This is a genomic window from Streptomyces sp. BV286, from assembly GCF_019090165.1.
Taxonomy (GTDB): domain Bacteria; phylum Actinomycetota; class Actinomycetes; order Streptomycetales; family Streptomycetaceae; genus Streptomyces.
In genome coordinates this window covers 120,592-140,016 of sequence record NZ_JAHRIB010000177.1, presented here as the reverse complement: position 1 = coordinate 140,016, position 19,425 = coordinate 120,592, and the positions used below count along the sequence as shown (strand labels likewise).

Annotated in this window: 14 protein-coding genes and 1 pseudogene; 6 read left to right on the top strand and 9 right to left on the bottom strand. The window is 72.0% G+C overall.

The features are described 5' to 3' along the window. Positions 1-113: 113 nt before the first annotated feature. Genes KUF83_RS33480 through KUF83_RS33470 form a run of 3 tightly spaced genes read left to right on the top strand, consistent with a single transcriptional unit; the run spans position 114 to position 2,748 of the window. Complete coding sequence (locus KUF83_RS33480; protein WP_217458769.1) at positions 114-299, top strand: hypothetical protein; 186 nt, start codon at positions 114-116, stop codon at positions 297-299. Continuing rightward, positions 296-1,846, top strand: coding sequence for a histidine ammonia-lyase (hutH, locus tag KUF83_RS33475; RefSeq protein ID WP_217458768.1), 1,551 nt, complete (start codon positions 296-298; stop codon positions 1,844-1,846). Before KUF83_RS33480 ends, hutH begins: the two co-directional genes overlap by 4 nt. After that, on the top strand, positions 1,843-2,748 hold the full coding sequence (locus tag KUF83_RS33470; protein WP_217458767.1) for an amidohydrolase family protein: 906 nt from the start codon (positions 1,843-1,845) through the stop codon (positions 2,746-2,748). The genes hutH and KUF83_RS33470 overlap by 4 nt, the downstream gene beginning before the upstream one ends. A 31-nt stretch (positions 2,749-2,779) precedes the next feature. Here KUF83_RS33470 and KUF83_RS33465 read toward each other — a convergent pair whose 3' ends face one another. The 7 genes from KUF83_RS33465 to KUF83_RS33435 form a co-directional block, all read right to left on the bottom strand. Then, positions 2,780-3,697, bottom strand: coding sequence for a YceI family protein (locus tag KUF83_RS33465; protein ID WP_217458766.1), 918 nt, complete (start codon positions 3,695-3,697; stop codon positions 2,780-2,782). A 154-nt stretch (positions 3,698-3,851) separates the two neighbouring features. Further along, on the bottom strand, positions 3,852-5,324 hold the full coding sequence (locus tag KUF83_RS33460; RefSeq protein WP_217458765.1) for a glycoside hydrolase: 1,473 nt from the start codon (positions 5,322-5,324) through the stop codon (positions 3,852-3,854). A gap of 266 nt (positions 5,325-5,590) precedes the next feature. Next, positions 5,591-6,847: a glucarate dehydratase family protein gene (locus tag KUF83_RS33455; RefSeq protein WP_217458764.1), complete on the bottom strand. Its 1,257-nt coding sequence runs from the start codon at positions 6,845-6,847 to the stop codon at positions 5,591-5,593. Beyond that, positions 6,844-7,155 carry a hypothetical protein gene (locus KUF83_RS43105; protein ID WP_374106224.1) on the bottom strand — a complete coding sequence of 104 codons (312 nt, stop codon included), beginning with the start codon at positions 7,153-7,155 and terminating at the stop codon, positions 6,844-6,846. Before KUF83_RS43105 ends, KUF83_RS33455 begins: the two co-directional genes overlap by 4 nt. A gap of 221 nt (positions 7,156-7,376) precedes the next feature. Then, complete coding sequence (locus tag KUF83_RS33445; RefSeq protein ID WP_217458763.1) at positions 7,377-8,450, bottom strand: maleylacetate reductase; 1,074 nt, start codon at positions 8,448-8,450, stop codon at positions 7,377-7,379. After that, complete coding sequence (locus tag KUF83_RS33440) at positions 8,447-9,322, bottom strand: dioxygenase (protein WP_217458762.1); 876 nt, start codon at positions 9,320-9,322, stop codon at positions 8,447-8,449. The genes KUF83_RS33445 and KUF83_RS33440 overlap by 4 nt, the downstream gene beginning before the upstream one ends. A 98-nt stretch (positions 9,323-9,420) precedes the next feature. After that, positions 9,421-11,184, bottom strand: coding sequence for an FAD-dependent monooxygenase (locus KUF83_RS33435; protein WP_217458761.1), 1,764 nt, complete (start codon positions 11,182-11,184; stop codon positions 9,421-9,423). Between the two features lie 209 nt (positions 11,185-11,393). Between KUF83_RS33435 and KUF83_RS33430 the strand changes: the two genes are divergently transcribed. Both KUF83_RS33430 and KUF83_RS33425 read left to right on the top strand, forming a co-directional pair. Continuing rightward, positions 11,394-13,163 carry a helix-turn-helix domain-containing protein gene (locus KUF83_RS33430; protein WP_308403245.1) on the top strand — a complete coding sequence of 590 codons (1,770 nt, stop codon included), beginning with the start codon at positions 11,394-11,396 and terminating at the stop codon, positions 13,161-13,163. 241 nt (positions 13,164-13,404) lie between these two features. Then, positions 13,405-14,460, top strand: coding sequence for a LacI family DNA-binding transcriptional regulator (locus KUF83_RS33425; protein WP_217458759.1), 1,056 nt, complete (start codon positions 13,405-13,407; stop codon positions 14,458-14,460). Between the two features lie 82 nt (positions 14,461-14,542). On the opposite strand, the gene KUF83_RS33420 is transcribed toward KUF83_RS33425, so the two are convergent. Together KUF83_RS33420 and KUF83_RS33415 are read right to left on the bottom strand one after the other, a co-directional pair. Next, positions 14,543-15,790 carry an alginate lyase family protein gene (locus KUF83_RS33420; RefSeq protein ID WP_217458758.1) on the bottom strand — a complete coding sequence of 416 codons (1,248 nt, stop codon included), beginning with the start codon at positions 15,788-15,790 and terminating at the stop codon, positions 14,543-14,545. 441 nt (positions 15,791-16,231) lie between these two features. Next, complete coding sequence (locus KUF83_RS33415) at positions 16,232-17,944, bottom strand: glycoside hydrolase family 43 protein (protein WP_217458757.1); 1,713 nt, start codon at positions 17,942-17,944, stop codon at positions 16,232-16,234. A 446-nt stretch (positions 17,945-18,390) separates the two neighbouring features. On the opposite strand from KUF83_RS33415, the pseudogene KUF83_RS33410 reads away from it, so the two are divergent. Continuing rightward, positions 18,391-19,425, top strand: a pseudogene (locus tag KUF83_RS33410) (RNA polymerase sigma factor); the annotation flags it as partial.

Sequence of the window (19,425 nt, the reverse complement as noted above, 5' to 3'; positions counted from 1 at the left end):
CCCTTACCCAACTGAATATCTTCATGCAGAGTTGTCCGTGGCTGAATTGCAGTCAATCCCCTTTTGTAAACGGGGCGTTACGTTCATCCGAAGAAAGTGAAAAGGCGCCCGGAATGAGCTCGAATGACCCGGTCTGGTTCACGCTCCTGAACGGTTCGGACATCGAACCACGGGTACGTCCCACGCCCCACACCGCCTTCACCGGCCACTTCGACGTCCTGCACGGACCCGTCGGCCCGCTCGGCCCGACCAATAAGGCCCAGGAGCACGGTCTCGGGCAGAAGCTGCGTTTCTCATGACACGCCCCTACCCCGCCGGTCCCGGAGCAGTGATCGTCGACGGGCGCACCCTGTCCTGCGAGGACGTCGCCGCCGTCGCCCTGCACGGGGCCCGGGTCGCCCTCGCGGACGAGGTGCTCCCCCGGCTGGCGCGCGACCGCGCGGTCGTCGACGACGTGGTCGACCGCCAGGTGCCGACGTACGGCCTCACGACAGGGCTCGGCAGCCGCTCGTCCTACGCGCTTCCGCGTGCCGAACTCGCGCGGTTCAGCGTGCGTACGGTGCGCGGGCGGGCGAACGCGGTCGGGGACCCGCTGCCTGCCCCCGTCGTACGCGCCGCCCTGGCCGCCCGCGTCAACGGCCTGGCGGGCGGCGGCAGCGGAGTCCGGCCGGAGATCCTGTCACTGCTCGTCGGCATGCTCAACGCCCGCGTCCATCCGCTGGTCCCCGAGGTGGGGTCGATCGGCGCGTCGGACCTGTGCCAGATGGCCCATGTCGGCCTCGTCGTCATCGGTGAGGGCTGCGCCGAACTCCACGGCGAGGTGCTCGACGGCGCGGCGGCGCTGCGGCGGGCCGGGCTGGCACCCGCCGAGCCGGGCCCGAAGGACGGACACGTGCTGTGCAGCGCGAGCCCGCTGGCCGTCGGCCAGGGCGGCCTCGCCCTCCATGAGGCGGCCGCCGTCCTCACCCTCACCCAGGCCGTCACGGCGCTCACCTTCGAGGGCTTCCGGGCCAACACCGGTCCGCTGGACGCCCGGGTGCTGGGCCTGCGCCCCGCGCCCGGACAGTCCCGGGCGGCCGCGGAACTGCTCGCCTTCCTCGACGGCGGTGAACTCACGGACCCCCGCCGGGCGCGGCGGGTCCAGGATCCGGTGAGCCTGCGCTGTGCGGCGCAGGTGCACGGTGCGCTGCATGCCGCGCTCGACTTCGCCCACGCCGCCCTGGAACCCGAGCTCAACGGCAGCGGCGACAACCCGGTGGTCCTGGCCGGCACCGGTGAGATCCTCTCCTCGGGCAACTTCCACACCCCGGCGCTCGCCCTGGCCTTCGACACCCTCGCGCTGGCCCTGACACAGACCGCGGCGCTCTCCGCCGAGCGCATGCGGCGCCTGCTGGACCCGGCCCTCAGCGGGCTGCCGGCCAACCTCTCCCCGTACGGCCCGGAGCGTTCCGGTTTCGCACCACTGGCCAAGACGGCGCAGGCACTGGTCGCCGAGATCCGCATGCTGTCCGCGCCGGTGTGCACCGATCCCCGGCACGGCGCGGACGGGGTCGAGGACGACTCGACCAACGCGGCGCTCGGCGCGCGGCGGTTGTCGACGATGCTCGTCCGGCTGCGGCAGCTGCTCGCCGTGGAGGCCCTGGCCGCCACCCAGGCGGTGGACCTGGCCGCGCCCGCCGCCCTCGGGCGGGGGCCCGGCGTCCTGCGCCACGCGATCCGCGAGCTCGTCCCGCGCCTGGACGACGACCGGCCCTGCGGACCGGACGTGGACCGGGTGAGCCGTGACGTCCTGGGGTCCGACGAGGTACGAGGCGCCCTGCGCGCCCTGACGGAAGGAGCCGCGTGACCAACGTCGACGTACACCAGCATCTGTGGACCGACTCGTTCGTCGCGGCCCTGCGGGCGCGCGCCGAGCCGCCGTTCCTCGACGGCTGGACCCTGCACACCGCCGGTGAGCCGCCCTACGAGGTGCCGCGCGCCGACCACGACGTCGCCCGGCGCTGCGAACTGGCGGCGGCCGACGGCCTCGGCCGGGCACTGGTCTCGCTGTCCGCCCCGCTCGGTGTGGAGTGGCTGCCGTCCGGGCAGGCGCGGCCGCTGCTCGACGCCTATCACGAGGACGCGGCCGCGCTGCCCGCGCCCTTCGGTGCCTGGGCCGCGGCCTGTGTCCGGGACATCGACGCCGATGTGACGGCCGGCGTCCTCGACCGGGGCTTCGCCGGCCTCCAGCTGCCGGCGAACGCCCTGGCGGACGCGGCCGGTTACGCGCGGTGCGCCCCACTGCTGGACCTGCTCGAGGTACGCGGCCTTCCGCTGTTCGTGCACCCCGGCCCCGCGGCCGGGGCGTCCCCGGGGCCCGGCTGGTGGCCCGCGATGGTGCCGTACGTGCAGCAGATGCACGCCGCCTGGTTCGCGTTCCGGGCGTTCGGCAGGCCCCGGCATCCGCGCCTGCGGGTGTGCTTCGCGCTGCTGGCGGGCCTGGCACCCCTGCACGGGGAGCGCTTCGCCGCCCGTGGCGGGGCGGAGGGCCGCGCGGAGGTCGACCCGGACGTGTTCGTCGAGACCTCCTCGTACGGTCCGCGCGCCGTCGAGGCGGTCGTCCGCGTCCTCGGCACCGACGTGCTCGTCCAGGGTTCGGACCGGCCCTACGCCGAACCTCCGCAGAGCCCCGGTTTCGGACTGGGCGGCGCCGCGGCGTACGCCTTCCGCATCGCCAATCCGCGTCGCCTGCTCACCGGCGAGGCCTGACCGGGCCCGGGCGGAGGCCGGCTGCCCGCGCCTACTTCGGCGGGGTGGGTGTGTCGTGCGTGCGGTACATGGCCTGTACGTCCAGTTCGAGCTGGACCGTCGGGCCGACCACCGCGATTCCGCGCGCCAGCATGGAACGCCAGTTCAACGTGTAGTCCTCCCGGTGCAGCTCCGCCTTGGCGAGGGCCGCGCAGCGCAGTTCCTCGCCGTAGCCGCCGTTCACCGTGCCGAGATAGCTGGTGTCCAGGGCCACCGAGCGGCTGACCCCGTGCATCGTCAGCGAGCCCTGCAGGGTCCACCTGTTGCCGCCGCGGTACGCGAACCGGGTGCTGTGGAAGTCGATGTACGGGAACCGCTCGACGTCGAGGAAGTCTCCCGAGCGGAGGTGGTCGTCGCGCGTCCGGTTGCCGGTGGTGATGCTCGACGCGTCGATCCGGACGTGGACGCGGGAGTCGGACATGTCCTGGGCGACCTGGATGCCGCCGTCGAAGCGCTCGAAGCGGCCGTGCACATGGGCCATGCCGACGTGCTTGGCGATGAACCGGATCGCCGTGTGGGGCGGGTCGAAGAGCCAGGTGCCCGGTGCGGGCAGTTCCAGCCGGCGGGCGGTCTGCAGCCAGATCCGCTCCGCGGGAGCGGCGGGCCCGGCCACCACGTCGACCGTCTCGTGGTGGGGATGCAGGCCTTCGGCGGCGATCATCAGGCTGTACCGGCCGGGCGGCAGCGCGGCGAGGAACAGGCCGTACGGATCCGTGGTGCCGCGGGCCGCGACGCGGTGCGTGTCCAGCGCGGTGACCGTGACGTCGGCCGCGCCCATCGGCTGGCCCATCGGGTCGACGACCTCACGGCTGACGGCGCCCGCGCCCGGCGGGAGAGGAAGGGAGACGCCCGTCGCGCCGGCTGCGGAGGCTCGCCCCGGCCGCCGGAACCGAAGAAGTGCGAGGGCCATGGTGTTCACCTTTCATCACTGCGTCAGAGCCCCGGCGAAAGCGCACGGAGCTCATGACGATCTTGAACCAGGACGTGCGAAGGCGGGTGTCTCAATACGAGACACCCGCCCCCGGGGCGACGGCATCACCGCCCTGGTCGTCACGGCCCGGCGGTCACACGGTGACCCCGTCGATCTCGAAGGTCTGCACCGAGGTGGCGGCGAACGGCACGCTCAGGCTCTTGCCGTTGAGATAGGTGTCCGAGCGCGCGGTGTAGAGGTCCCCGCCGCCGGAGGTGAGCGTGTTCCAGCGTCGTACGAGTCCGCCGCTGCCACCGGTGACCTGGCCGAAGCGGGACAGGTCGAAGGTGAGCGTCTGCGCGGCACCGGAGTTGACGGCCACGACGACGAGGCGCTTCTGCGTCGCGTCGTGGGCGGCGACCGCGTAGCCGACGCCGGTGTCGAGGATGGTCATCCCGGGCCGGATGTGACGGCTGAACTGGGCCATCACGTAGTACTTGGTCTGGACGGCGGTCGGCTGCAGCGTGTTCTGGTCGTACGCGATCATCGCCCAGCCGGAGGAGGGGTCCATCACCTGCCAGTAGACCCAGGCGGTCGGGTGCAGCCAGCGGAAGTCCAGGCACAGGTTGCTCGCCATGGTGAGGCCCGTGCCGTCCTTGTCGCCTGTCTCGGAGTTCCAGAGCTTCTTGCCGGACGTCGTCACCACGTCCGTGTGGAGGAGGTCGCGGCGGCCGCCCGAGCCCTGGTAGCCGTGCACGTTGAACTGGTTCACCAGGGCCTTGGTCGAGGCTCCGAAGGAGTTCCAGGTGGTGCGGGCCAGGTCGTAGCTCGTCTCGTCGGACGCCGAGATCCTGATGCCTGACAGGCCCCGTTTGTCGAGTTCGCTGCGCATGTGGGGGAGGACGGCCGCCTGGACGGACGCGTCCATGTGGCAGCCCTCCTGCGTGCCGGTGGCGGTCCACCAGCTGGACGAGGGCTCGTTGAACGGGTCGACCGTCGCGAAGTTCACGCCCCAGTTGTTCTTCGCGCGCAGGGCGACGGCGGCCAGGTGGGAGGCGTGCTGGCGGTAGTTCCAGGTCTGGAGGTTGTTGCCGCCGCCGGACGCGCCGGACGGGTTGTGGTTGCTGCACATCCACCACATGGGCGAGTTGGCGAACAGCTCGGAGACCGCGCCCCGTTGGGTCGCCTTCGTCAGGGCGGCGCGCTGGTTGGCGTCCGCCGTCCAGTCCCAGGCGGAGGAGGCGGGGTCCTCGTTGTTCCAGTCCTGCCAGAAGCCCTCGATCTGCTTGAAGGCCGGGATGTTGGGCGAGGCGACCATGGACTGGCCGCCCACGCTGTTCGGGCTGCACGCGCCCAGGTTGTAGCGGGCGATGTTCATGCCGAGACCGGGCAGGTTCCTGCCCCCGTACGCCACGGACTTGGTGGTGAAGAAGATGTCGGCGAAGTCGTCACGGGCGCCGAACACGTTGGCCCACCACGCGAGGGAGGTGCCCCAGCCCTCCCAGCGCCCGTAGCTGGTACCGGGGTTGACCGCGATGGTCGCGTCGGCGCGGGCGGTGCCCGTCGCCAGTGCGCTGCCGAGCAGCGTGCCGCCCGCCGCGGCCAGCAGTGATCTACGCTTGATCATGGAATCTCCTGTCGCGCCCATGCCACAACCTGCTTGAAGAATGAGGCGGGGACAAACGGTTGTCGATACGCATGACAGCGCTTTCTCCTTTCGAAGAGTTGCGAACGCTCCCGTCCCACGGCTCCACGGACGCCCCAGCCGTCACGGCATCCGGGCGGCCGGCGTTCGCGGCCCCCGGCAGGCGGACAGCGGGACGGGCGCCCGCGCCGCCGCAGCGGCACGAGCGCCCGTTCCTCGCTCGGCGTGCCCTCAGGGGAACGGCCGTCTCACCACCGAGGGAGCCTGCGCTCGTACTCGGGGTGGACCCGCCGCATGTAGCCGGTGTCGTCCCGGCCCTTCATGCCCGCGTCGAGGTGGACCCGGTGGAGCCGCTCCAGGGCGTCGTGGTCGAGTTCGACGCCCAGCCCGGGGCCGGTGGGGACCTCGACCGCGCCGTCCCGCAGCTCCAGGACGCCCGGTACGACCACGTCGTCCGCGAAGTTCCACGGGTAGTGGGTGTCGCAGGACGTGTCGAGGTTGGGGATCGAGGCGGCCACATGGGTCATGGCGGCGAGGCTGATGCCGAGGTGCGAGTTGGAGTGCATGGACAGGCCGATTCCGAACGCCTCGCAGACGGCGGCGAGTTCACGGGTGCGGCGCAGTCCGCCCCAGTAGTGGTGGTCCGTGAGCAGGACCTGGATCGCGTTCTGCTCGACGGCGGGCCGCAGGTGCTCCCACGCGACCACGCACATGTTGGTGGCCAGCGGCATGGGTGAGGTCTTCGCGACCTCGGCCATGCCGGCGATGGTGGGGGTGGGGTCCTCCAGGTACTCGAGCACGCCCTCCAGTTCACGGGCCACGTACTGCGAGGTCTCCACGGTCCAGGCCGTGTTGGGGTCGAGACGCAGCGGCCGGCCGGGGAAGGCGTCGGCGAGCGCCCGCATCGCGGCGATCTCCTCGTCGGGCGGGAACACGCCTCCCTTGAGCTTGAACGACTCGAAGCCGTACCGGTCCCGCATCAGCCGGGCCTGCTCGACGATGCCGGCCGGGTCGAGGGCCTCGCCCCAGTCGTCGCCGACGGCCGATTCGCCGTCGAGCGCCGGGTGTTCGGCCCACTTGTAGAAGAGGTAGGCGGCGAAGGGCACCGCGTCGCGGACCCTGCCGCCCAGCAGGTCACTGACCGGGCGTCCGAGGAGTTTGCCCTGTGCGTCGAGGCAGGCGACCTCCACGGCGGAGGTGGTCCAGCCGCGCTCGTGGGAGCTCGGCACGGTGGGCGACAGCGCGATGTCGATCGCGGCGGCGACGGCCGTGGTGTCGAAGACGTCCATGCCGACGACCGCCCGCGCGGCGGCCTCCAGTCGTTCGAGGCGGATGTCGCCGCCGGTGGACTCGCCGAGGCCCACCGTGCCGTCCTCCAGGACGAGTTGCAGGACCACGCGCAGGGCGAGGGGCTCGTGCACACCGCTGGAGTTGAGGAGCGGCGGGTCGCGGAAGGCGATCGGCGTGACGATCAGTTCTCGGATCCGGCTGTCGGTCGTGGTCATGCGCGGGCTGCCTCCAGGCCGTGGTCGATGAGTTTCGCCAGCCGGGCGGGGTGCTCCGGCGTGGGGTCGAGCAGGGGTGTCCGGACGCCGCCGGCGTCCGGGCCCCGGAGCGTGACACCGGCCTTGACCGGCGGGACCGCGTGTCCGGGTACCTCGTCGCGGAGTCGGACGAGCGGTCCGTGGAAGAGGTTGTCCTTCATCCGGGTGACGGTGCGTACGGCGGCGGCCGAGTCCATGGCGGGGCGGTGGCCGCCACCGTCCGGGTCGCGGGTGGCGAAGGCGGGCACGCACACTCCATTCATGTCCATGAACTTGCTTCACGCATCTAGATGGCGCGCAGCCAGCTAAGAAGCGATTCAGGCGCATGTCAAGACATGGATTGGAGTTTTCACCAGGGCCACACCCGGGCCGGAGGCAGTGCCTCCGTATCGGCGCAGGTGACGGTTCCGGCGCGGTGGAGTGCGGGTTTCCCCCGCCGGACAGGTGCGCGCCCGCTGTGACGGGTGCGAGCACCCCGCGCTGCTCGCGCCTATTCCGGGAGCGCGGCCCGGGGGTCCTCCCCCGCATGGGCCGCCTTCAGCACGGTGAGCGCACCCTCGTGCGTGACCTCGCGCGGATTGGCGTACGCCTGTCCCGCGACCCGCTCGGCCGCGAGCGCCAGGTCGGCCTCGGCCAGGCCGAGAGACGCGAGCGAGCGGGGCGCGCCGAGGCGCCCGGCCAGCGCCCACAGGGCGTGCGGGGCGTCGTCGGTGCCGAGGGCGCGGTCAAGGACACGGACGGCTTCGGGGGCGGCGGGCGCGTTGTACGCGAGGGCGTACGGGAGGACCACCGTGTGGGTCTCGGCGTGCGGCAGGCCGAACGTCCCGCCCAGCACGTGGCACAGCTTGTGGTGCAGGCCCATGGTGGTCGCGCCCAGGCAGGAACCGCAGAGCCATGCCCCGTAGAGGGCTCGGCTGCGGGCCTCCGGATCCATGGGCGAGGCGGCGACCTGCACGAGCGCCGAGGTCATGGCCCGTACGCCTTCCTCGGCCATCAGGGAGACGAGGGGCGAGGTGTCGGGGGCGTACAGGGCCTCGACGGCGTGCGCGACGGCGTTGACTCCGCTGGTGACCGAGAGGGGCACGGGCATGGAGAGGGTGAGCCCGGGGTCGTACACCACGCTGCGCGGGAGCACCGAGGGGTCGCGGCCGGTGCGCTTGGCGCCCTGCTCGGTGAGACCCCAGACGGGGGTCATCTCGGAGCCGGAGTACGTGGAGGGCACGGCGATCAGCGGCAGACCCGTGCGCAGGGCCATCGCCTTGCCGAGGCCGATCGCGGAGCCGCCGCCGACGGCGACCACCCCGTCGGCGCCGGCCGCGCGCGCCGCCTCGACGGCGCGGTCGGCGACCTCGACCGGGACGTGCATGCGGGCTTCGGCGTGCAGTCCCGCGCACAGCGGGCCGAGCGAGTCCGCGACCGTCCGCGCGGTGTCCGCGCCCCTCGCCCCGGACACCACCAGCACCCGCCGCAGGCCGAGGCGTTCGACCTCGCCCGCCGTCGCGGTCACCGAGGCGCCGGGCCGGAAGACGACCCGCGTCGGCCGGGCCTCGTACGTGAAGTTCACGCGGCCGGCCCCGGCGTCAGGACGAGGTCGAAGCGCGCGTGCCGGAAGGGGTTCGGGATGCCGAACTCCCGTGCCAGGGAAGGGTCATCGGTCTGCGTGAAGTCCTGGACCAGGCTGCGCTTCACCGCGAAGACCGCGTCCGAGTCGAGGTAGTCGCTGCCCGCCACGAAGATGTGCGTGGTGACCGGGGCGTGTCCCTCGGCGGTGGCGATGAAGTGGATGTGCGCCGGGCGGTAGGGGTGCCGGCCGGTGGCGCGGAGCAGGTCGCCGACCGGGCCGTCGGTCGGGATGGGGTACGGGCTCGGCACGCAGGTGCGGAACCAGAACCGGCCCGCGGCGTCGGCGGTGAAGAGCCCGCGGCCGTTGCCCGGCGGCTGGGCGTCGGGCCGCTGCACGTCGTAGAACCCGTCCGCGTCGGCCTGCCAGACGTCGAGGACCGCGCCGGGCAGCGGGGTGCCGTCCTGCGACACCACCCGGCCGCTCACCACGCACGGTTCGCCGCCGCCCACCAGGTCGATGTCGGCGCCCAGCTCACGGACCGGTGACTCGGTCATGTGGAAGGGCCCGAGGACGGTCGACTCGGTGGCTCCGGAACCGCCGTCCGAGTGCAGCGTCTCCAGCAGCATCGACAGCCCGAGCACGTCCGAGAGCAGGATGAACTCCTGCCGGGTGTCCGTGCACTTCTGCCCGGTCGCCGTCAGGAACTCGACGGCGCGCTCCCACTCCTGCCGGCTCAGCCGCGTCTCCCGCGCGAAGTCGTGGAGGTGCCGGATCAGGCCGGTGAGCAACTCCCGCAGGCGCGGGTCGGTGTCCGCACCGGGGCTGCCGACGGCCTCCTCGGTGACGGCGGCCCCGCTGACATCGACGGTCATGACGACTCCTGATCTACCGTGTCCCGCTCGACGATCACTGTCCTGGCGACTCCGGACCCCGGGCCACCGTCTTGCCGGCCCGGGTGCGACGGGCGGAGTCACCGTCCGAGGATCCGCCGCACCGCACCGCTCAGCAACTCCTCCGCGTCCTCGGCGGCGGCCGCGTGCCGGAAGGCCACATACCCGTCGGGCCGTACGAGCAGAGCTCCGGCGTCGGAGATCCCGCTGAGCCGCGCCCAGTCACCGTACGGGTCCTCGTACTGCCGCCCCGGCCCGACGACGGCCGTGGCGATGTCCAGCCCGAAACCGTCGGCGGCGCCGACGGCTGCCGCGGCCCGCAGCCAGCCCTCCCCGCCGATACCGGTGAACAGGGTGAAGCGTCCGTGCCCCGCCACGTCGAGCGTGGACAGGATTCGGGTTCCGGCCGTGATCCAGGCATGCGGCAGTTTCGCGCCGGGCCGCGACGAGGGCTGGTGGTACAGCTCGGGGTCGCGGTCGAAACCGGGATCGGGGGTGCCGTCGGGGACGACCGCATCCGACACGTACCTCTGGTTGAGATCGACGCCGTGCGCGTTGAACTCGTACACCTTGAAGGCGATCGCCTCGCGGAGCCTGGCGCGCTGCTTCTCCGCGGCCTCGGTGGGCTCCTTGCGGGCGGCGATGTTGGCCCACAACTGTTCGGGACTCTGCGGGGAGAGTCCGTCGAGCGCCTCGAAGACCGGGGCGGTCTCACCGATCGACTTGTTGGCGCGGGTGACGATCTGCTTGCCGACGGGGGCGCGCTCGGCGGTGTACGTGTCGAGGAGCTTCGGCGAGGCCGTGCCGTCGAGGACCAGGGCGAGCTTCCAGGCGAGGTTGTACGCGTCCTGGACGGAGGTGTTGGAGCCGAGACCGTTGGACGGCGGGTGCCGGTGCGTGGCGTCGCCCGCGCACAGGACCCGGCCCTCGGAGTACCTCTCGGCGTACATCTCGTTGACCGTCCACGCCGAGGAGGACCTGACGGTCACCGGGATCTCGTCGTCGCCGATCAGCCGGCGGACGACCGCCTCCGCGTACTCGGTGGTGAGGTCCGGGGGGCCCGCGGTGACGTCGTAGCCCCAGACGACCATCCACTCGTCCCAGGGGCGGACGTTGCGGACGAGACCTGCGCCGATACCGCCGACGGTGGCGCCGGGGGCGAGCACCCAGTAGAGCGTGGACGGCCGGTGCGCGGTGTACCGGCTCAGGTCCGCGTCGAAGACGATGTTGATGCTGCCGGCCACGCCCATCTGGCCGCCCATCGGCAGACCGGCGTCCTCGGCGACCTTCGAGCGGCCTCCGTCGGCGCCGATCAGGTACTTGGCGCGGATCGTGTACTCGTCGCCCCGCAGCCGGTCCTCGACCGTGACGGTGACCCCGTCGGCGTCCTGGACGAAGGACTTGTAGACGGTACCGAAGCGCAGATGGGTGCCGCGGGCGACGGCGGCGTCGACGAGGACCGGTTCCATCAGGTGCTGGGGCAGGTCGCACATGCGGGTGGGGCTGGCGAGTTCGTGCGCGGCCTGGACAAGGGGGTCGTTGCCCCAGGAGCGGACGCGGCCCAGCTCCTCGCCGGCCAGGCTGGTGCAGAAGGTCGTGTTGCCCATCAGGTGCTGGGGCGTGGCCCGCGCGACGACGTCCTGTTCGACGCCGAGGTCGCGCAGGACCTCCATGGTGCGCTGGTTGGTGATGTGGGCGCGCGGTGTGTCGGCAAGGCTCGTGTGGCGGGTGACCACGATGTTGGGCACGCCGTAGGTGCTCAGGGCCAGGGCGGCCGAGGCGCCCGCCGGGCCGCTGCCCACGATCAGTACGTCGGTCTCGGCCACGGGCTCGACGGTGTGCACGACAGACGCTCCAGAGGATGAGAACGGCACCGGTCACTCGCGATCATGGATCGACGGGCCGGGGCGCGGGTGTCTCATTACGAGACACCCGCGAGCGCGGGACGCCCGCGGCACCTGTGGGGCACCGGACGTCCTCGGGCGCGGTCGGGACACGGCCGACGCGACCCCTTGTTGCTCCTTCAACAACGCCCGGTACCGTGGGAGGTGCCGTGACCACCGCGAAGGACTCCACCGCCCGCCCCGCTCTCACGCCGTTGCGCCAAGCGCGCGAGCGGTTCCTGACGGGGCTCCCGCTGCCCGACGGCGTACCGGACGAGGTCGCCGCCGCCTGGCGGCGCGCCCGCTTCTTCGGCGTACCGCACGACCTGCGGGAATGTGGCGGGCCCGTACGTCCGGTGGAGTCGGCCCTGCTGACGGCCGCGCGGCCGGTGCTCGAACGGCTCGCCCCCGCGCTTGCCTCCGGGCAGTCGTCCCTGGTCCTCACCGACGAACGGCTGCGGGTGCTGTGGTCCGGCGGCGGCATGCCCGGTGACGGCAGGTGCCGTGACCTCTCCGAGCGGGAGGTGGGGCACAACAGCGCGGCGTCCGCCGTGCGCAACCGGCGCCGCGCGGAGGTGCACGGCCCCGAGCACTTCCTCGACCTGTGGCAGGACGTGTCCGCCGTCAGTGTTTTGGTGCTGGCGCCCGAGAACGGCCGGGTGTTGGGCACGGTGACCGTCGCGTCCGGCCTGTGCGCCGGATGCCCGCCGCATCCCGGCGCCGCCCTCGCCGAGGCCACGGCGGCGGCCGTGGAGGCGGAGCTCCTGACCCGCTCGCGGACGGCGGAGCGCGTCCTGCTCGACGCCTGGCAGCGGGCGGCCGCCCGCAAGGGGGCCGCGGTCATGGCGTCCGACGGCCGGACCCGGCTGCTGAACGAGACGGCCGCGAGGACACTGTCGCCGGGAGCCGTGGAGGCGCTGGAGCGTTGTGCAGCCGACGGCGGCACGGGCGGGGTGGCGCCCGACCCGCAGGACGGCCCGGCTCCCCCGACGTCCGTCGCCGGGGCCTACGATCTCGAACTCCCCGACGGCACCGGCACGGCACGCGTCACGCCCGTACGTCACCGGGGTGCGGTGATCGGCACGGTGGCCGTGCTCGAAGCCCCCGCGGACGCACCGGCGCCGCCGACGGACCGGAGCCGCGTCGCGCTCGCCGGACGGTCGGTGCCCTGGCGCCACGCCACGGCCCGCGCCACGGAACTGGCCCGTTCCCGGGAGCCACTGCTGCTCACCGGTGAACGCGGCACCGGAAAGACCTCCCTGGCAAGGGAGTTGATGGCCGCGCGAGGCGACCTGGATCCGCTGGTCATGGACGCGGCGGAGGGACAGGCCGAGCAACTCGACGGCTGGGCGCGGGCCCTGTCCGACGGCCGTGCGCTGCTCCTCCGTCACGCCGAGCGCCTCGCCCAGCCCGACATCGCCACGCTCAACTCGCTGCTCGACGAGCACCCGGACGCACCCCTGCTCCTCACGTACACGCCCGACACTCCCCCGGGCCCGTGCCTCCAGCGTCTGCTCGACACGCTGGCCGCCCGCTCCGCCACTCTTCCGGCGCTGCGCGAACGGCCCGACGACGTAAGGGAGTTGCTGACGGCGCTGGCACCGAAGCCCGCCCCGGGACACCCCCCGCTCACCTGGACCCTGGACGCGCTCGGCGCACTCGAGCGGCACCCCTGGCCGGGGAACGTCACGGAACTCGCCCACCTCGTACGGGCGTTGGCCGAACGACGGCGGAACGCCGGCCCCGTACGGCGGGCCGAGCTGCCGGATCCGGTCCGTGAGGGGCCCGCGGCACGCCGGCTGAGCCCCATGGAGCACGCCGAGCGCACGGCCGTCCTGGAGGCGCTGCGCCGGCACGGCGGCAACAAGGCCCGTGCGGCCGCCGCGTTGGGCATCGCCCGCGCGACCCTGTACCGCAAGCTGCGCGAGTACCGGAGCTGAGCCGGCCGGCCCACGACAACCGGTTGCCGCACCCCGTCCGGGCCGGGCACCACGCTTCCTCCGCGACCGCCGCTCACCACCGGACGGAAGTCTCGGATCACGGCCTCTCCCCACCCGTCGCCCGCCCTGCTAGCCTCCGCCGCGGGAACCGGTTGCCGCAAGCGTTGCCGCATGTGACAGGGGTGGGCGCCCCCTGACGACGGACCTGTCGTCTCCCGGGGCGGAGCAGAGGAGGCGAGCCATGACACGGAAGTCCATGGACGGCATCGGGGGCCGGCGCACCATCCGGGACGTGGCGGCACGGGCAGGCGTATCGGCGTCCACGGTGTCGCGGGTGCTGGGTGGCGACTACCCGGTGAGCACGTCGACCCGCACCCGCGTGATGCGGGCGGTCCGGGAGCTCGACTACGTGGCCGACGCCCGCGCCAAGGCCGTCGCGGGAGCGGGCACTCCCACGCTCGCGTTCGTCCTGGACGACATCACGGGCCCCTCCTTCGCGCACATGGCTCAGGGCGTGGAGCGCGAGGCGGCCCGCCTCGGCCATCTGTGCCTCGTCTGCACCACCGACGGAGACGCCGGACGGCAGCTGGAGTTCATCGAGATGATGCGCGCCCAGCGTGCCGCCGCCGTCATCCTCGTCGGCGGTACGGCGGACACCGCCGGATACCGCGAGCGCATGGCCCGGACCGCCGACTCCCTGGCCTCCGCCGGTTCACGCCTCGTCCTGTGCGGACGTCCGCCGCTGGCCCCGGGCGCCCCGGTCACCGTCATCGAGTACGACAACGAGAGCGGGGCGTACGCGCTCTGCGCCCACCTCCTCGCGCAGGGCCACCGCCGCGTCCTCCTCCTCGGCGGCGACCCGTCCAACACGACGGCCCAGGGCCGCGAACACGGCTACCTGGCCGCGCACCGGGCCCGAGGGGTCACCCCGGACCCGGCCCTGCGCCTGTCCGGCGACTTCACCCGCGATTCGGGTCACCGCCGCATGCGCGAGGCACTCGCCCACGACCTCGCCTTCACGGCGGTCATGGCCTCCACCGACATGGTGGCGGCGGGCGCCCTGACGGCCCTCCACGAGGCGGGCCTCTCCGTCCCCGGGGACGTCTCCCTGGTGGGCTACGACGACATCCCCTTCGCCCGGGACCTCGATCCCCCGCTCACGACGGTCCACGTCCCGTACGAGGAACTGGGGCGCCTGGCGGTGCGTACGGCTCTCACCCGGGCCCCGGACGCCCCCGACGAGCATCTGCTCCTGGGCACCCACGTGGTGGTACGGGCCTCGGTGGCGCCCCGGTGACGGACGGCCGCCGACCGCCGGACGAAGCTCGGGGAGCGGTCCGGGGCGGCGGCCCGCGGCGCACGGCGTATCGGCCGTGCCCCTACTTGGCGTACATCAGCGTCCCGAAGCCGAGTTGGTCGAATCCGCCGCTGTTCGTGCCGTAGTCGCCCCCGCCGCCCTCGGGCCGCACGCTCTCGGCCATGGCGGTGATGTACGGGACGGACAGTCCTCGTCTGCGGGCGTAGTGGTGGTGCAGGATGTCCCAGACCGGCCTGACCTGCCCGCGGCCCGACGAGGAGATCACCGTCTGCGACTGCTGGGCGCAGTTCTGGCCCGTGCCCCACGTGTACGTCGTGAAGGGCACGTCCTGCCCGAGGTTGTACCTGGCGACGTACTGGGCGGCCTTCAGGAACCGGTTGTTGTCGTAGCCGTACAGGTCCTCGCCCTGTGACCACGCCATCTCGCAGAAGGCGCCCATCTGGCCCATGCCCATCATGGTGTGCCCCTGGTCGCGCCCGCTCTCCTGCCACTGGGCGAGGCCCTGCGCGTCGTACAGGAAGGGCACGGCGTGGGCGAGGGAGCCGTTGCCCGCACCGTTCTTGAAGTAGTTCACCGCCTGGTCGTACTTGGCGGCGTCGTCGCACAGGATGGCGATGGCCAGGACCGAGTTCATGGTGCAGAGGTCCCAGTTGGCCCAGTAGTTGGTGATGCAGGCGTCGTTGTGCCGGGTCAGGAACTGGTGGTTGAGCGGGTAGAAGACGTCGAGCATCATCGCCTTGAACCGGCCGAGGTCGAACCCGGTGTAGCCGCGCATGAGTTCGGCGGCGTTCGCGAACTGGTAGCCGTAGATCCCGGCGGCCAGGAAGCGGTCGGCGTTCCCGGTGACCGTGGTGAGCGTGGCCGACCAGGCGTTGAGGATGTCGCGTGCCGTGTCGCCGTGGGCGGTGGTGCCGGCGATCTTCCAGCGGAGGGCGTTCTGGTAGGCGGCGTGGATGTCGTTGTAGAGGATGCCGTAGTTCTCGCCGCTGCCGCCGCGGACGACCGTGGCCTGCGGACGCGGTGTCCAGGTACTGGCGGCGTGGGAGTTGGCGGTCAGCCGGTTCCAGCCGGACAGCCACGGCTCGTCGCCCGCGGCGACCCGCACCTTGGCGCGGTTGAGTTCGCCGTAGGCGTGCAGCATGCCCGGGTGGGTGAAGGGCGCGGGGGCGGCCACGGCCGTGCTGCCGCCGAGTGCCGTGGCGCCGGCGCCGGTGGCGAGGGCGGCCGTGAGTCCACCGGCGGTCCGGAGGAGACCGCGGCGGCTCACCTGTGCGCCAGGAGAGTGCTGGTGGGGGAATGTGCGGCTCATTGCGTGCATCTCCAATCCTGTGAAGGATCAGCGGTGCCGGGCGGTGCGGGAACGCACCCGATCACCCGGGACCACTCATGTGGGGGTGATGCTCACCTCGTCGAACGCGGAGGTGCGGCGGACCGGACGGCTGCGGAAGCAGACCGACAGGCCCACGTGCGAGGGGGTTCCGGCGCCCTGGGGCGGCCGGTCGAAGAGCGGGAGCGCCTGGCCGCGGCCGGGGGCCGACGGTCTCCGCCACCCGCCCCGAGCTGCTGCCGCTTGCCTCCTGCGGATGGGTGGCGGAGACCGAGTAGTAGTACGTGCGGCCCGCCCGTACTGCTCGGTTCGGGGAGGTCACGGTTTCGGTGCCGGAGGCGATCCGCCGGCAAGTGCCCCGGTCGCGGCGGTGACACGCACGGTCCGGGACCGGATGACACGCCATGGGACGGCAGAGGACCGCTACGGGCCCGACCGCTCCGGGTCGTCCAGCTCCCGCATCTCGAACCAGTCGAAGTCGGCCGGGGTCCGGGTCCCGCCGAGGTCCTGCGCGCAGACTCCGACGAACGCGCCGGTGAACCGCAGCCGGTCCCCGTAGTCGTCGGAGAGTCTGGTCGCGTCCAGGACCGGGCCGACGGGATGCCAGTGCGTGCCGTCGGGCGACGCGGAGAAGCGCAGTAGCGCACCGTCGAAGCGGGCCCGCAGGTGGACCGACTCCCAGCCGTCCGTGGCGAGTTCGCTGTCCGGCAGTTCCCCGTAGACGCCGTCGTCGGTGAGGACGACCCCCAGCACGCGCCCCCTGCCTTCCGCGTGCGTGAGGCGGAGGTAGTAGTGCGTCGAGGTGTCGTACCAGCAGATGAGGCCCGCGAGTTGGGTGTAGTGCGCCGGGTGGAAGTCGACGAGCGTCGTCACCTCGCACCGCACGGAGGTGAGCCGTCTCGCGACCAGGCTCTGGTCGAACCGTGAGTGCGGACTCTGCCGGCCGCGCAGCCGCAGATGCCCCGGCCGCTCCCCGAGGGACAGCCAGTCGGAGGCCGGGGGCGTCCGGAGCGTGCTCCAGTACCCGTGCAGGGAGGGCGAGTCGAAGTCGTCGCGGACGACGGGGGCGGCCACCTCCCCCGGCGCTGATCCCCTGGGCGCCGGGACCTCCAGGCCCGGCAGCCGTCCCCCGTCCGTCAGCCGCAGCCAGCCGTCGCCGGTCCAGGTCACCTGCTGCAGGCAGGTCTCCCGGCCGAGGACACAGCGCGGCCCGTCGGGCGTCCGCACGGGCCTGGAGGCCAGATGGGCGAGGTACCACTCCCCCTCCGGTGTCTCGACCAGCTCACCGTGGCCCGCCTTCTGCAACGGCCAGTCGGGGTCGTCGCGGGTGGTCAGCAGCGAGCCCCGCGGGTCGAGTTCGTAGGGGCCCGCCAGGTCCCGGGAGCGGGCCATGAGGATGCCGTGGTTCCAGCCGGTGCCGCCCTCGGCGAGCATCAGGTAGTACCAGCCGTCGCGCCGGTAGACGTTGGGTCCCTCGATCAGTTCCTCGTGCGTGAGGATGGTGCGCGGCTGCCCGATCAGGGCCTGTTCGCGGGCGTCGTACTCCTGGAGCAGGATCCCGGCGAAGGACGGATGCCCCTCGCGGGGGTCCCACTGCATGTTCAGCAGCCAGCTGCGGCCGTCCTCGTCGTGGAAGAACGACGGGTCGAAGCCCGAGGAGTTCAGGAACACCGGCTCCGACCACGGACCCTCGATCGACGGGGCCGTGACCAGGAAGTTGTCGACGTCCTTGTACGGGTGCCCGACGGTCCGCACGATGCTGTGGACGAGCCAGAACAGCCCGTCGTGGTACGAGAGGGAGGGCGCCCACACGCCCGCCGAGTCGGCGACTCCGCGCAGGTCGAGCAGTTCGGGCCGGTCCAGGATGTGACCGGCCGGCTCCCAGTGGACGAGGTCGGTCGAGCGGTGCACGGGTACGCCCGGGAACCATTCGAAGGTCGAGGTGGCGAGGAAGTACTCCGCGCCGACGCGCACGATGCTCGGATCCGGGTGGAATCCCGGCAGCACGGGATTGCGGATGCGGCCCGCGGTCGTGCGGGATCCGCCGCGGACGGATGCCGTGCGGGCGGATGCCGTGCGGGCGGGGGCCGCGAGGCCTGCCGCCACCCGGACCCCTCGGCCGACGTGGTGTTCCATGCCTTCACCCCTCTGTTCCCGCATGCGGCGCGTCGGACTGCGTGTTCCGTGGCCCGTGTGTCGAGGCGCGCTCAATGTAGGAACCGGTTGTCATGGGGTCAACGCTTCTGTCGCACGGTCACCGCTACTCGAAACTTTCGCTCTGTCCGGGTGGGGCGGAGGCCTCCGGAACGCCCTCGGGAGGCCGCTGTGATCATGCCCGGTCGTGGAGCACGCCTCCCCGTCGCGGGGCCGGTACCGCTCGACCACCGAAAGGTGGGTTCACGAGTGGTCGAGAAAATCAACCACGCAGAACACGTGATACATCTCACCCGTATTTTGCGGCAATTCAGCCCCGCCACCGGCGGCCCGGGCGGGTGTACCTTTATGAGACGGAAAGAGGAATACGAGAATTCGGGGTTTCCGAGGGCCGACTGGTCCTGGTTGACATTGCTTGCGTGTGCGCGGGGACAGAGGCCCGGGAAGAGATGCTGAGCGCGATGGAGACAGAGCCCCAGGAGCAGGTGCTTCCGCTGCCCACGGACGACGAGTCCGACGGCCCGGAACCGGTCCTCAGGTCCGACGGCGCCTCGGTCGACCAGGTGCGGGACTATCTGAAGGTCATCGGCCGGGTCCGCCTGCTCAGCGCCGAACAGGAGGTGGACCTCGCCAAACGGATCGAGGCCGGCCTGTTCGCCGAGCGGCGCCTCGAGGAGGAACCGCACCTGGACGCGCTGTTCCGGCAGGAGCTGGCAGCCCTCGCCGAGGACGGCCGCCGCGCGAAGTCCCACCTCATAGAGGCGAACCTCCGGCTGGTCGTGTCCATAGCCAAGCGCTACGCACGGCGCGGACTCACTTTCCTGGACCTGGTCCAGGAGGGCAACACGGGCCTCATCCGCGCCGTCGAGAAGTTCGACTATGTCAAGGGATTCAAGTTCTCGACCTACGCCACCTGGTGGATCCGGCAGGCGATAACCCGCGCCCTGGCCGACCAGAGCCGCACGATCCGCATTCCGGTCCACGCCGTGGAAGCGATCAACAAAGTGGCCAGACTTCGCCGGGAATTGCTCCAGGAACTGGGTGTCGAACCCACGGTGGAGCTCATCGCCGAGAAACTTGATCTCCCCGTCTCGAAGATCGTCGAACTCGACGGATACATCAAGGAACCGGTCTCGCTGCATTTGCCTCTGGGTGAGGACGGCGGTACCGAACTGGGTGACGTGATCGAGGACAGCGAGAGCGTCTCCCCCTTCGACACGGTCACGTTCCATCTCCTCAGGGACACCATCCAGGCCGTCCTGTCCCACATGACCCCGCGCGAGGCGGGCATCATCACCCTGCGCTACGGGCTCCGGGACGGCCAGGCCAAGACCCTGGAGGAGATCGGCCAGGTGTACGGGGTCACCCGTGAGCGCATCCGCCAGATCGAGTCCAAGACGATGTCGAAGCTGCGCCACCCCTCCCGCTCCCAGGCGCTGCAGGACTACGTGGGCCTCGGCTGA